This window comes from Kitasatospora sp. NPDC093679, assembly GCF_040683455.1.
In the GTDB taxonomy this organism is placed as follows: Bacteria; Actinomycetota; Actinomycetes; order Streptomycetales; family Streptomycetaceae; genus Kitasatospora; species Kitasatospora arboriphila.
In genome coordinates this window covers 28,044-40,747 of the sequence record NZ_JBFBDW010000004.1, presented here as the reverse complement: position 1 = coordinate 40,747, position 12,704 = coordinate 28,044, and the positions used below count along the sequence as shown (strand labels likewise).

Genomic DNA, 12,704 nt, shown 5'->3' with positions numbered 1-12,704 from the left:
CCGCCGACCGCCCCGCCGATGCGCGTTCGGGTACGCGTCTACCGGAAGGGTGAGCCGTCGTTCAAGGCCCGTGCGCGGGCGCACGGGCCCGGACGTGCGAAGGCCCGCCGTTCGCCCGCGCCGAGGCGGCGGGGGCGGACGGCGGGCCGGAGCGGGGCCCGGCGGGCCTTACTCGACGATGCCGGACTTGGCGATGGTGATCTTGGCCGAGGTGCGGCCGCTCTGGGAGCCCTTGGACTCCACGAGCTTGACGATGTCCATGCCCTCGACGACCTCGCCGAAGACGACGTGCTTGCCGTCCAGCCAGGCGGTCGGGATCGTGGTGATGAAGAACTGCGAGCCGTTGGTGTTGCGGCCGGCGTTCGCCATCGACAGCAGACCCGCACGGGTGTGCTTGATCTCGAAGTTCTCGTCCTCGAACTTCGCGCCGTAGATGCTCTTGCCACCGGTGCCGTTGTGGTTGGTGAAGTCACCACCCTGCAGCATGAACTCGGGGATGACGCGGTGGAAGCCGGAGCCCTCGTAACCGAAGCCGTTCTGGCCGGTCGCGAGTTCGCGGAAGTTGCGGGCGGTCTTGGGCACGACATCGTCGTACAGCTTGAAGACGATGCGCCCGGCGGGGGCGTCGTCGATCGTGATGTCGAAGAAAACGTTCGAAGCCATGGGGGAATCATGGCACGGTCCGGGCCCGGAGGCCGACATCACCCGGCAGTGCGGCCCGCATCCGCAGGTCGGCGGCCGGCTCCGGACCGTGCCCGGACGGTCACCAGGCGGCCTCCCGGTAGTCCTTGAGGAACACGCCCGACACCGGCGCGCCGGACTCGCCGCGGACGATCGGGTCGTAGATCCGGGCGGCGCCGTCGACGATGTCCAGCGGGGTGCGGAAGCCCGCGGCCGCCTTGCGGGCCTTGACCGGCGCGGGCGTCTCGTCGGTGATCCAGCCGGTGTCGACGGCGCACAGGTGGACGCCCTGCTTGGCGAGTTCCGCCGCACTGGTGCGGGTCAGCATGTTGAGCGCGGCCTTGGCCATGTTGGTGTGCGGATGGTCGGGCGTCTTGTTGCGGACGGCGAACCGGCCCTCCACGGCGGTGACGTTGACGATGTAGCGGTTGCGGTGCGGCGAGGCGAGCAGCAGGGGCAGCAGCCGGTCGCAGAGCAGCGCCGGGGCGACCGCGTTGACCAGCTGGACCTCCAGCAGCTCCGCCGGGTCGAGCGAACCGAGCTTCGCCGACCAGGAGTTGTGCTCCGAGGTGTCCGGCAGCAGCCCGGCCTCGTCGGCCCGCTGCGCCGGGATCGCCGGGAGCGGGCCCGGGCGGGCGGGTCCGCCGGCGGACTCCAGCTCGGCGGTGGGCCAGGCCGGGGCGAGCGCGGGCATCGGGCTGAAGCCCGGGGCGTGCAGCACGCGGGCGCCCTCCGGCAGCGCGGCCCGCTCGCCCGCGGTGAGCAGCGCGTATGCCTCCGGGGGCCGTCGTATGGTCTGCGCGGCGTTGTTGACCAGGATGTCCAGCGGCCGGCCCTCGGCGTGGAGCTGCTCGCAGAGGCCGAGGACCTGGCGCGGGTCGCGCAGGTCGATGCCGACCACCCGCAGCCGGTCGAACCAGTCGGCGCTGTCGGCGGCGGCGCGGAAGCGGCGCAGGGTGTCGCCGGGGAAGCGGCTGGTGACGGTGAGGTCGGCGCCGTCGCGGAGCATCATCAGGGCGAGCTGGAAGCCGATCTTCACCCGGCCGCCGGTGAGCAGGACGCGGCGCCCGCGCAGGTCGGTGCTCAGGGCGCGGCGGGCGGTGTTGTCGGCGGCGCAGCCCGGGCAGAGCCGGTGGTAGAACGCATCCATTTGTCGATACGAAGACTTGCACACGTAGCAGTGGTGGGAGCGGGCCAGGTCGCCGATCGGCCCGGTGCGCTCCGGCAGGGCCAGCGGGGCGTCCTCGCGGCGGTCGGGAGCGCCGGTGGCGGTGCGGGCGACCAGCGCGCTGTCGGAGAGCCGGGCGGCGTCCAGGGCGTGCTGGCGGCGCCGGCGGCGGCCCTCGCGGATCATCTCGCTGGCGGTCTTCTCGGCCCGGACCCGGACGGGGTGGTCCGCGGGGAGCCGGCGCAGCCGCGCCACGGTGTGCTCCCAGGCCGCGAGATCATCCTCGGAAAGCTCGGTGGTCAGCGTTGGCACGGCCCCTCCGTTCGGGCTAGGTCGGCGGCCCGGCGGCGGTCGCGGGGCTCGCTGGAACACCGCCCGGGCCGCCGGCACTCCGGCCGCCCCGGCGGTGCTCGGAGCCTAGCGAGCACCTCTGTCAGCCCGGAATCGAATAACCGGCGGCAAAGGCCCGTGCACGGGCGGCCGGGCCCGGCGCCCCGCGCTCCGTCACCAGGTGGGCGCGGGAACGGTCATGATGCCGAGCGTGCCGCCGGCCGGGAAGAGCCCGGCCCGGACGACGGTGAGGAACAGCGGGCCGAGCAGGCCGAGCAGCCGCTCGGTGCGCTCGGCGCCGAGGGCCTCCCACGGGGCGGCGGCGAGTTCGTCGGTGAGCCGTTCCACCTCGTTGCGGCCGGCCAGCCCGGCCTCCGTGGCACGGCCCCCGGCGTCCACCCAGCCGCGGGCGGCCAGCCGTTCGGCGGCGGCCGCCCACTCCTCGCCCGTCCAGCCGCGGCCGGCGAAGTCCGCCACGGCGACCGCCCCGGTGGCGGCGAGCGAGACCAGGGACTCGCACGGGTCCAGGCCCGCCGCCTGCAGGGCCGTGAGGTGGCCGTCGCCGCGGTGCTCGCGGAGCACGGTGGCGGCGTGCCAGATCGCCAGGTGCGGCTCCTCGGGCCAGCGGAGCGCGGCGTTGGCGGCGGCCAGCGGGCGGCCCGCCGTGACGGCGGACTCGGCGGCGGCGCGGGCGAGTTCGGCGGCCTCGCCGAGGTCGGGCAGGCCCGCGCCGTCGAGCAGGCCGCGGTAGAAGGCGTCCACCCCGCGCAGCCGGGCGGCGAGCACCTCCTCGGGCGCGGCCACCGACCAGGCTGCGGGCACGTGCTCGGCCACCGCGGCGGGGCTGAAGCTGTAGCAGACCGCGGTGGCGAGTTCGGCGCCGGCGGCGCCGAACGGGGCCGTCCGCCAGGCGAAGTAGCTCGGCCAGCGGGTGGCGGTGTCGTACCCGAGCGCCGAGGCCTCGGCGAACGCCTCGGGGGCGTAGTAGAGGACGGCGTGCAGCGGTTCGAGGTGGTGCCAGGCGCGGCGCGGAAGGGCGCGGTCGAGCGTCATGCGCGAGGGTCTCCCTGGGGCGTGGTGCGGCCGGTGATCGAAAAGCGCAGCCCATGATGCACCAGGGATGTGAGGTGGCGTCAGGTCTCGGACGAGCGTGGAACACCGGCGGCCCCGGCGGGCCGTGGAGGCTCCGCCGGGGCCGCCGGGCCCGGGAGGGGGAGATGGGGAGGGCCGGACTCAGCCCCGGTACTGCGCGAAGATCTTGGAGAACTCGTAGGGGCTCTGGCTGATGTTGGTGCACTTGTAGAGCGCGCCGGTGCACGCGTTGGCGTCGCGGCCCGTCTCCCAGAAGGACAGCATGCCGAGGTGGTGCTGCTGGGCGAAGGCCACCAACTGCCGTGCGTCGTCCTGGTTGTAGATGCCGTGGTCGTCGTTCTCGCCGAGCATCGGGGTGACGCCGGTCATCGCCCACAGCTGGGCGTCAGTCTTGGCCGGGTACAGGCCGGCGAGCTGGTCGCGGGTGGACTGGGCGGCCTGCACGGCGTCGGTGCCGTAGTCGGTGGCGGGCCGGTTGTAGTCCATCGCCATGACGTTCACCAGGTCGACGGCCACCCCGGCGTCGCGGGCCGCGCGGACCACGGAGACGCCCTCGGCGGTGAGGCCCTCGGGCAGCACCGGCAGGGTGAAGGAGACCTTCAGGCCCGGGTGCGCCTGCTGCAGCTTGGCGAGGGCGGCGCCGCGGCGGGCGTTGGCGGCGGTGTCGGGCACGGCCGCGCCCTCGATGTCGAAGTCGACGTAGGTGAGGCCGTAGGCCTTGACCACGGCGTCGTACTCGGCGAAGAGCGAGTCCACCGTCGAGCAGGCCTGGGCGAGTTCGGTGCCGGAGGCGCCGCCGAAGGAGACCTTGACGTCGCCGCCGGCCGCGCGGATCGCGTCGATCTGGTCCTTGCCCCAGCCGGTGCGCGGGTCGTAGGCGTTGAACCAGCTGGCCTTGCAGCCGACCGAGGTCACGAAGGCGAGGGTGAAGGACTTCAGGTTGCCGGCGCTCGCCATCGCGGTCAGCGACGGGGTCGGCCAGGCGCCCATGTCGACGTACGGGGCGACCGGGACGGCCACCGCGGGGCCGGTCGGCGTCGAGGTCGGGGTGGCCGTCGGGGTGGGTGTGGGCGTCGGGGTGGGCGTGGCGGTGGGTGTCGGCGTGGTGGTGCCGGTCGGTGTCGGGGACGGGGTGCCGCCGGGGCCGGAGAGGACGACGTCGTCGGCGAGGTAGACGCCCTGGCCGTACCAGCCGTGCAGGTAGACCGTGACGCTGGTGGTGGCGGCGCCGGTGGTGAACGAGGTGCTCAGCTGCTGCCAGCTGCTGCCGCCGGGCGTCCAGGTGGCCGGGTCGGTGACGCCGTTGCCGGTGGCGCCGAGGTAGACGTACTGGCCCTGCACCCAGGCGGAGAGGCTGTAGGTGGTGTTGGGCTGCACGGAGACCGTCTGGGTGCACTGGGCGGTGTCGCCGTTGGAGGCCGCCCCGCGCAGCGCGTAGGTGCCGCTGTGCGCACCGGTGTTGACCACCGAGCCGGTACCGGCGGAGCAGGTCCAGGGGCTCGCCGAACCGCTCTCCAGTCCGGGGTTGGCGAGCAGGTTGGCGGCGGCCGCGTCGGCGCCGGAGGCGAGGACGGTCAGGCCGCCGGCGGCGAGGGCGGCCGCGCAGGCGGCGGCGGCGATGCGGCTCGTGCGGCGGGCGGCGTGGCGGTGGAGCGCGCGTGGCATGGGGGGAGGGCCTTTCGGGACGTGGCCCGCCGCCCGCGCGGATCGTGGGGGAGCGCGGGGCGGGGCCGGGGGTCGAGGGGCGGCGCCGCTCACAAAATGGACTAGACCATCTGGGCGCGTCAACCCTTCCGGCAGTGCCCGGGCAAGGCTTACGGCACGCTTAAGGTCCGCCGGAGCCGTGGTGGCTGACGGGCCGTCGGGTGTCCGCTTGACCTCGAGTGCACTCCAACCGGCAGGCTTGCGCCGCGACCGGATCACCACCGAACCACCACCGCAGGAGGAACAGATGCGTACCACCGTGCTCGGCACCGGCGGCCCCGAGGTCGGCGTGGTCGGCCTGGGCTGCATGGGCATGACCTGGGCCTACGACCCCAACGGCCGCGACGACGAGACCTCCGTCGAGGTCGTCCGCGGCGCGCTGGACCTCGGGGTCACCCTGATCGACACCGCCGACATCTACGGCCCGTACGACAACGAGGAACTGGTCGGCCGCGCACTCGCCGGCCCGTACCGGGAGCGCGCCGTGCTGGCCACCAAGGTCGGCCTGGTGCCCGGCACCGGCGGCGCGCGGGTCGGCAACGACGGACGCCCCGAGCACGTGCGGAAGGCGATCGACGACAGCCTCCGCCGGCTCGGCACCGACCACGTCGACCTCTACCAGCTGCACCGGGTCGACCCGCAGGTGCCGATCGAGGAGACCTGGGGCGCGCTCGCCGAGGCCGTCACGGCCGGCAAGGCGCGGCAGATCGGCCTGTCCGAGGTCACGGTCGAGCAGATCCGGCGGGCCCGGGCCGTCCACCCGGTGGCGTCCGTGCAGTCCGAGCTCTCGCTCTGGACGCGCGACGCCCTCGCCGAGGTGCTGCCCTACACCGAGGCCAACGGCATCGCCTTCCTGCCGTTCTCGCCGCTCGGTCGCGGCTTCCTCGCCGGCCGGTTCTCCTCCGCGGGCGACCTGCCGGCGGACGACTGGCGGGCCACCCTGCCGCGGTTCCAGGCCGAGGCGCTGGAGGCCAACCTGGCGCTGGTCGCGAAGGTCAGGGAGATCGCCGGGCGGACGGGTGCCACGACCGCCCAGGTGGCGCTCGCCTGGGTGCTCGCCCAGGGCCGGCTGGTCATCCCGATCCCCGGCACCAAGACGCCGAAGTACCTGGCGGACAACGCCGCTTCGGCCGAGGTCCGGCTCACCGCCGAGGACCTCGCCGAACTCGACGCCCTGCCCGCCCCGGTCGGCGACCGCTACTGAGAATCGGGCCCGAGGCACCTCGGGGGCGCCGGGGCACCCCGGCGCCCCCTTGCGGTGTGCCCTTCAGGCGGTGTGCTCCATCACCCAGATCAGCTTGCGGCCGGTCTCGGAGGGGGCGGTGACCAGGGCCTCGTCCACGCGGTCGAGCCGGAAGCCGAGCTTGCGCGGGACGGCCGCGCTGGCGGTGTTCGCCTCGTCGCAGTGGATCTCCACCCGCTCGACGCCCGGCAGTGCCAGCGCGGCCTCGGCGAGCGCCCGCGCGCCCTCCGTGGCCAGGCCGCGGCCGGTGTGCCCGACGCCCACCCAGTAGCCGATCTCCAGGGCGCCCGGCCCGATCCGCCCGTGCAGGCCGAACGCACCGATCACCTCGCCCGGATCGGCGTCCGGCGCGAGCACGTACATGAAGTCGGTGCCCGCGTCCCAGACCTCCTCGCCGGCGCGGGACATCTCGATGCTGTGCTCCATGCTGGGCGCCGCCTTCGCCCACGGCATCCACGGGCGCAGGTGCTCCAGGTTGGTGCGGACGGCCTCGTTGAGCGCGGCCGCGTCCGCGACCCGGCGGCGGCGGAGCGACGCGCCGAGCGGCAGCGGCAGCAACTCCGGCGGGCGGGCGGCGGACACCGGACGCGGGCCGGTGTCAGGAACGTCGGCAGTGTGGTTCATGACAAGGATTATCGGCGCAGGCCAGCGGCGCCTTCAACGGCTTTCCCGGCGCGCCGGACCCGGCGGGCGCCGGTTTCCGGCCGACGCCCGCCACCGGCGTCACATCCGCACCAGGACCTCCTCCAGCCCCTTGCGTCGCAGGTCCGGGACCCGTGCGCCCTCCGCCGGGTAGCCGACCGGGATCACGTACGCCGCCCGCTCCTCGGCCGGCCGCTCGCACACCTCGTTCAGGAAGCGCATCGGGCTCGGCGTGTGCGTCAGCGTCGCCAGCCCGGCCTGGTGCAGTGCCGCGAGCAGCAGCCCGACCGCGATCCCCACCGACTCCTTGGTGTAGTACGGCCGCGGCGTGTCCGGGCCCTTGTGGACCTCGAAGACCACGATCACCGCCGGCGCGTCCTCCAGGAACGGCTTGCGCCAGTCGGTGCCCAGCGGGGCCAGCGCCGCCAGCCATTCCGGCGAGGCCCGGCGGGCGTAGAACTCGCGCTCCTCCGCCTCCGCGGCCACCCGCAGCCGCCGCTTGCGCGCCGGATCCGTGACCACCACGAAGCGCCACGGCTGGACGTGCGCCCCGCTCGGCGCCGTCGACGCGGTGCGCACCGCCCACTCCACCACCCCGTCCGGCAGCGGACGGGCGGCGAAGTCCCGGACGGTGCGCCGCTGCGCCATCACGTCGTGGAACGACCTGCAGCGGTCCTCGGCCTCGTGGGCCGGCACCGCCATCGGGACCAGCGGCACGGTCGGGTGGACCGCGCCCGGTGCTGATGATTCGTCAACCATGCCCGCCAGCACAGCACACGGCCGCCCGGTGGTACAGACCTCCTGCCGGCGCGGCCCGGGCCGTCAGAGCTCGCGGACCCGGCCTCCCTCGACCACCAGCCGCCGGTTCACCGTGACCGCCTCCAGCATCCGGCGGTCGTGCGTCACCAGCAGCAGCGTCCCGGTGTACGAGGCCAGCGCCGACTCCAACTGCTCGATCGCCGGCAGGTCCAGGTGGTTGGTCGGCTCGTCCAGCACCAGCAGGTTCACCCCGCGGGCCTGCAGCAGCGCCAGCGCCGCCCTGGTCCGCTCGCCCGGCGACAGGGTGCCCGCCGGACGCAGCACGTGCACCGCCTTCAGCCCGAACTTGGCCAGCAGCGTGCGCACCTCCTCCTCGGTGAACTCCGGCACCGCCGCCGCGAACGCGTCCGACAGCGGCTCGTCCCCGAGGAACAGCCCGCGGGCCTGGTCGACCTCGCCGACCACCACGCCCGAACCCAGCGCGGCACTGCCGCCCTCCAGGTCGAGCCGGCCCAGCAGCGCGGCCAGCAGCGTGGACTTGCCCGCGCCGTTCGCCCCGGTGATCGCCACCCGGTCCGCCCAGTCGATCTGCAGGTCCACCGGCCCGAAGGAGAAGTCCCCGCGCCGTGCGGTCGCACCGCGCAGGGTGGCCACCACGGCGCCGGAGCGCGGCGCGGCGGCGATCTCCATCCGCAGCTCCCACTCCTTGCGCGGCTCCTCGACCACGTCCAGCCGCTCGATCATGCGCTGCGTCTGCCGGGCCTTCGAGGCCTGCTTCTCCGTCGACTCCGCGCGGGTCGCCCGCGCCTTCTTGTCGTTGTCGCCGCCCTTGCGGCGGGCGTTGCGGACGCCGTGCTCCATCCAGTTGCGCTGCATCTGCGCGCGGGCCTCCAGCGAGGCCTTGGTGTCCGCGTAGTCCTCGTACTGCTCGCGGGCGTGCCGGCGGGCCACCGCCCGCTCCTCCAGGTACGCCTCGTAGCCGCCGCCGTACAGGTTGACCTGCTGCTGGTGCAGGTCCAGCTCCAGCACCCGGGTCACCGTCCGGGCCAGGAACTCGCGGTCGTGGCTGATCAGCACCGTGCCCGCGCGCAGGCCCTTGACGAAGGACTCCAGCCGCTCCAGACCGTCCAGGTCGAGGTCGTTGGTCGGCTCGTCCAGCAGGAAGACGTCGTAGCGCGACAACAGCAGCGAGGCGAGGCCCGCCCGGGCCGCCTGGCCACCGGAGAGCGCCGTCATCGGCAGGTCCAGGGAGACCTTCAGGCCGAGCTGGTCGGCGACCTCCTCGGCGCGCTCCTCCAGGTCCGCGCCGCCGAGGTCCAGCCAGCGGTCCAGGGCCACCGCGTACTCGTCGTCCGCGCCGGGACGGCTCTCCACCAGGCCCTCGGTGGCCTCGTCCAGGGCGGCCTGCGCGGCCGCCACACCCGTCCGCCGGGCCAGGAAGTCCCGGACCGACTCGCCGGGGCGGCGCTCCGGCTCCTGCGGCAGGTGCCCGACGTTCGCGGTCGGCGGGCTCAGCCGCAGCGCACCCCCCTCGGGGGTGTCCAGGCCGGCCAGCAGGCGCAGCAGCGTCGACTTGCCCGCCCCGTTCACCCCGACCAGGCCGATCACGTCGCCGGGCGCGACGACCAGGTCGAGCCCGGCGAAGAGGGTGCGCTCGCCGTGGCCGGCAGCGAGGTCCTTGACTACGAGAGTGGCGCTCATGATGCGCCGATTCTAGGCCGCCCGGGCCGCGACCCCGGCCCGGGCGGCCGTGACCGCCGCGGCTCAGGGACTCTGCACCGGGCTGATCTCGAAGAGCCCGCACACCCGCAGGTGGTACGGGACCAGCATCTGCTGGGTGCTGGCCGGCGGGTACACCCCGAGGTAGGTCGAGGTCGTCCGGCAGCTCGGGACGACACCCGGGTCGTTGGTGCGGATCGTCGCCGCCGCGGTGCGGGCCGGCGCGAGCACCACCGTGCTCACCGGGACACCGTTGCGAGTGGCCGGCGCACCGATCATGGCGTGGCCGGTCGTGAGCACGCTGACACCGGGGTAACCGCGCAGCGCACAGGAGTGGGTGGAGGTGTTGGTGAACTCCACCGGGTAGAGGAAGGACCCCGCGGCGCCCTGCGGGCTGCCGACGGCCAGGTACAGGTCGCCGGCCTGACAGGTCGGGGTCGCGGGTGCGGCCTGGACGCTCTGCGCGGCGGCGACCGCCCCGCCTGCGGCGAGCAGGGCGGCGGCGGAACCGAGGGCCAGGGTGCGCTTGCCGAATCGAATCATGACGTCCCCCGTCCGGGACCGGGCAGGCACTACCTGCAGACCTGCCCACACCCCAGGAGACGCAGCCGGGGACCGGACGGTTCTGGCCACCCCACGCGCCCCTGGGAAACAAATCCGTTGCCCCGTCGTGGGGCGGTCCCTACCGTGGTGGGTGTTCGCACGACAGCCCCGCATGTCTGGAGAAGGCCCTTGCTCTTCTGAGGTCACGAGACACCGCTCGACAGCTCCCGCCCGACCGATCGTCGGCGGTGGAGCGCGTGAGCGTGCGACCTCGGACGAGAGCCGGCCCCTGCGTGGTGCCCGTGCTGCTCCCCTGTGCCGTCCTGCCGCTCCCGCGGTGTCTCCCGTGTTGCTCCCTCTCTCATCCGTAGCAACCGCAGGAGGCCATCCATGGCTCAACCCACCACGTCCGTCCTCTGCTCGGACCTGTCCTTCGAGTGGCCCGACGGTGCCCCCGTCCTGGAGGGCTTCCACCTCGCCGTCGGCCCGGGCCGCACCGGTCTGATCGGCCTCAACGGCGCCGGCAAGTCCACCCTGCTCCGGCTGATCGCCGGGGAGCTGACGCCGACCTCGGGCACCGTCCGGGTCGGCGGCGAGCTCGGCTACCTGCCGCAGGGCCTCACCCTGCGGCAGGACGAGCGGGTCGACGAGGCGCTCGGCATCCGGGCGGCCCGCGAGGCCCTGCACGCCATCGAGTCCGGCGACACCGACGAGCGGCACTTCACCGCGGTCGGCGACGACTGGGACGTCGAGGAGCGCGCCCGGGAGACCCTGGGCCGCCTCGGCCTCGGCCGCCTCGACCTGGACCGCACCACCGGTGAACTCTCCGGCGGCGAGGGCGTGCTGCTGCACCTCGCGGCGCTGCTGCTGCGCCGTCCGGACGTCCTGCTGCTGGACGAGCCCACCAACAACCTCGACCGGTCCGCCCGCGCGCGGCTGTACGAGGCGGTGGCCGCCTGGCGCGGGGTCATGGTGATCGTCAGCCACGACCGCGAACTGCTGCAGCACGTCGACCAGATCGCCGACCTCAGGGACGGCTCGGTGACCTGGTACGGCGGCAACTTCGCGGACTACGAGCGGACGCTGGCCGCCGAGCAGGAGACCGCGGAGCGGCTGGTGCGCAATGCCGCGGCCGACGTGCAGCGGCAGAAGCGCGACCTGATCGAGGCCCGTGCCCGGCTGGAGCGCAGTGCCGCGTACGGGAAGGCGAAGTCCGCCCAGCGCAACGACCCGAAGATCATCGCCGGGGCTTTCAAGAACAAGGCCGAGGCGACCTCGGGCCGGGTGCGCGGCATGCACGCCGAGCGGCTGGCCGATGCGAAGGATCGGCTGACCGCGGCGGAGGAGGCCGTCCGCGACGACGCGGAGATCCGGATCGACCTGCCGCACACGGCCGTCCCGGCGGGCCGGACGGTGCTCCTCCTCGACCGGGTGCGCCCGGCGCACGGGCCGGTCGGTGCCGCACCGATCGACCTGGAGCTGCGCGGCCCGGAGCGGGTGGCCCTGGTCGGGCGGAACGGCTCGGGCAAGACCACCCTGCTGCGCACCGTGGCGGGCGAACTCGCCCCGGCTGCGGGCGAGGTGGGCACGCCGGTGCCGATGCGGTACCTCCCGCAGCGGCTCGACCTGCTGGACGACGGGCTGAGCGTGGTGGGCAACGTGCGGCAGTTCGCCCCTTCGGCGGGGAACAACGCGATCCGGGCGCGGCTGGCCCGGTTCCTGTTCCGCGGCGAGCGGGCCGACCGGCCGGCCGGCACGCTGTCCGGCGGGGAGCGGTTCCGGGCGACGCTGGCCGCGCTGCTGCTCTCCGAGCCGCCGCCGCAGCTGCTGCTGCTGGACGAGCCGACCAACAACCTGGACCTGGCGAGCGTCCGCCAGCTCACCCAGGCGCTGTCCGGCTACCGGGGCGCGCTGGTGGTGGTCAGCCACGACGTGCCGTTCCTGCGGTCGATCGGCATCACCCGCTGGCTGGAGCTGGACGGCGGCAGCCTGCGCACGGTCGATCCGCTGTAGGCCGTCCCGGGCCGGAAAAGGCGCCGGGGAGGGCCGACCCCCTGCGGTCGTCCCTCCCCGGCGGGCTCTCGGTGGCCGGCGGCGCTGCCGGGCCGGCCCGCGGCGGTCAGCCCTCCGCGGGTGCCCCGGCCGCCTCGGCCGTCGGGGCGGGGGCGCGGCCGCCGACGAGCTTGGTGCCGAGCCGGTCGAGGCCGACCACGACGACCGCGAGGACGACGAACTCGACGGTCAGCTGGCCGATCTGGCCGGCGACCCAGCCGTAGCCGTCCGTGGTGGGGTCGAGGAAGAAGTAGGGGTACTTCAGCGGGAAGGACGGGAAGAGGATCGCCCGGGCCTCGGTGACCAGCGCGTAGCCGAGCGGGAAGGCCAGCCAGAGCGGGACGTCCTTCCAGCGGGAGGCGTTGCGGGGCTTCAGCAGCAGCCAGTCGGCGACGACCATCAGCGGCGTCGTGTAGTGCAGGAAGAAGCTGGACCAGTGCTGCAGCCGGTCGGGGCCGGAGACCAGGCCGGGCAGCGGGCTCTCGCCGTGCTGGAGCAGGATGTGCGAGACCAGGCCGGTGATCACGATGTACAGCGTGGCGGCGCCGCGCAGCCGGGGCGCGGGCGCGTCGACGGTGTTGCGCTTGACCATCCAGTACACGGCGGAGATGAAGTAGCCGAGCACGATGACGTTGCTCTCGAGGGTGAAGTACACCAGCGAGCTGTTGCTGAGGACCAGCCCCAGGCCGGCCGAGAGCACGATGGCCAGCCGCCACCAGAGGGCGGGCTTGGTCCGGACTGTCATGGGTTCACCAGTTCTCGTCGGAGTGC

General features: G+C 74.2%; 11 protein-coding genes. 2 read left to right on the top strand and 9 right to left on the bottom strand.

From position 1 onward, the window contains the following. Positions 1–168: 168 nt before the first annotated feature. The 4 genes from AB0O09_RS05075 to AB0O09_RS05060 all read right to left on the bottom strand — a co-directional run bounded on the left by AB0O09_RS05075 (position 169) and on the right by AB0O09_RS05060 (position 4,936). Positions 169–663 (bottom strand): peptidylprolyl isomerase, encoded by a 495-nt coding sequence (locus AB0O09_RS05075; RefSeq protein WP_363540250.1) that lies wholly within the window; start codon positions 661–663, stop codon positions 169–171. A 100-nt stretch (positions 664–763) separates the two neighbouring features. After that, the gene (locus AB0O09_RS05070) at positions 764–2,152 is read right to left on the bottom strand and encodes an SDR family oxidoreductase (RefSeq protein ID WP_363540407.1); all 1,389 of its coding nucleotides are present in this window, start codon (positions 2,150–2,152) and stop codon (positions 764–766) included. Positions 2,153–2,353: 201 nt separating this feature from the next. Beyond that, complete coding sequence (locus AB0O09_RS05065; RefSeq protein ID WP_363540249.1) at positions 2,354–3,232, bottom strand: hypothetical protein; 879 nt, start codon at positions 3,230–3,232, stop codon at positions 2,354–2,356. Between the two features lie 180 nt (positions 3,233–3,412). Beyond that, the gene (locus tag AB0O09_RS05060; RefSeq protein WP_363540248.1) at positions 3,413–4,936 is read right to left on the bottom strand and encodes a carbohydrate binding domain-containing protein; all 1,524 of its coding nucleotides are present in this window, start codon (positions 4,934–4,936) and stop codon (positions 3,413–3,415) included. A gap of 286 nt (positions 4,937–5,222) precedes the next feature. Between AB0O09_RS05060 and AB0O09_RS05055 the strand changes: the two genes are divergently transcribed. Beyond that, a complete protein-coding gene (locus AB0O09_RS05055; protein WP_363540247.1) occupies positions 5,223–6,179 on the top strand; it encodes an aldo/keto reductase in 957 nt (318 codons plus the stop codon). 63 nt (positions 6,180–6,242) lie between these two features. On the opposite strand, the gene AB0O09_RS05050 is transcribed toward AB0O09_RS05055, so the two are convergent. The 4 genes from AB0O09_RS05050 to AB0O09_RS05035 form a co-directional block, all read right to left on the bottom strand. Then, positions 6,243–6,842 carry a GNAT family N-acetyltransferase gene (locus AB0O09_RS05050; RefSeq protein ID WP_363540246.1) on the bottom strand — a complete coding sequence of 200 codons (600 nt, stop codon included), beginning with the start codon at positions 6,840–6,842 and terminating at the stop codon, positions 6,243–6,245. A 99-nt stretch (positions 6,843–6,941) separates the two neighbouring features. Beyond that, positions 6,942–7,619 (bottom strand): nitroreductase family protein, encoded by a 678-nt coding sequence (locus AB0O09_RS05045; RefSeq protein ID WP_363540245.1) that lies wholly within the window; start codon positions 7,617–7,619, stop codon positions 6,942–6,944. A 63-nt stretch (positions 7,620–7,682) separates the two neighbouring features. Continuing rightward, a complete protein-coding gene (locus AB0O09_RS05040; RefSeq protein ID WP_363540244.1) occupies positions 7,683–9,320 on the bottom strand; it encodes an ABC-F family ATP-binding cassette domain-containing protein in 1,638 nt (545 codons plus the stop codon). Positions 9,321–9,383: 63 nt separating this feature from the next. Then, a complete protein-coding gene (locus AB0O09_RS05035) occupies positions 9,384–9,881 on the bottom strand; it encodes a DUF4232 domain-containing protein (RefSeq protein WP_363540243.1) in 498 nt (165 codons plus the stop codon). 390 nt (positions 9,882–10,271) lie between these two features. On the opposite strand from AB0O09_RS05035, the gene AB0O09_RS05030 reads away from it, so the two are divergent. Then, a complete protein-coding gene (locus tag AB0O09_RS05030; RefSeq protein WP_363540242.1) occupies positions 10,272–11,894 on the top strand; it encodes an ABC-F family ATP-binding cassette domain-containing protein in 1,623 nt (540 codons plus the stop codon). A gap of 106 nt (positions 11,895–12,000) precedes the next feature. Here AB0O09_RS05030 and AB0O09_RS05025 read toward each other — a convergent pair whose 3' ends face one another. Then, positions 12,001–12,678, bottom strand: a complete 678-nt coding sequence (locus AB0O09_RS05025; RefSeq protein ID WP_363540241.1) for a Pr6Pr family membrane protein — start codon at positions 12,676–12,678, stop codon at positions 12,001–12,003. Between the last annotated feature and the right edge of the window lie 26 nt (positions 12,679–12,704).

Bases quoted from the DNA above. Each gene is read 5' to 3' on its own strand.
- AB0O09_RS05075 (WP_363540250.1), bottom strand. From the start codon at position 663: ATGGCTTCGAACGTTTTCTTCGACATCACGATCGACGACGCCCCCGCC.
- AB0O09_RS05065 (WP_363540249.1), bottom strand. From the start codon at position 3,232: ATGACGCTCGACCGCGCCCTTCCGCGCCGCGCCTGGCACCACCTCGAA.
- AB0O09_RS05060 (WP_363540248.1), bottom strand. From the start codon at position 4,936: ATGCCACGCGCGCTCCACCGCCACGCCGCCCGCCGCACGAGCCGCATC.
- AB0O09_RS05055 (WP_363540247.1), top strand. From the start codon at position 5,223: ATGCGTACCACCGTGCTCGGCACCGGCGGCCCCGAGGTCGGCGTGGTC.
- AB0O09_RS05050 (WP_363540246.1), bottom strand. From the start codon at position 6,842: ATGAACCACACTGCCGACGTTCCTGACACCGGCCCGCGTCCGGTGTCC.
- AB0O09_RS05045 (WP_363540245.1), bottom strand. From the start codon at position 7,619: ATGGTTGACGAATCATCAGCACCGGGCGCGGTCCACCCGACCGTGCCG.
- AB0O09_RS05040 (WP_363540244.1), bottom strand. From the start codon at position 9,320: ATGAGCGCCACTCTCGTAGTCAAGGACCTCGCTGCCGGCCACGGCGAG.
- AB0O09_RS05035 (WP_363540243.1), bottom strand. From the start codon at position 9,881: ATGATTCGATTCGGCAAGCGCACCCTGGCCCTCGGTTCCGCCGCCGCC.
- AB0O09_RS05030 (WP_363540242.1), top strand. From the start codon at position 10,272: ATGGCTCAACCCACCACGTCCGTCCTCTGCTCGGACCTGTCCTTCGAG.
- AB0O09_RS05025 (WP_363540241.1), bottom strand. From the start codon at position 12,678: ATGACAGTCCGGACCAAGCCCGCCCTCTGGTGGCGGCTGGCCATCGTG.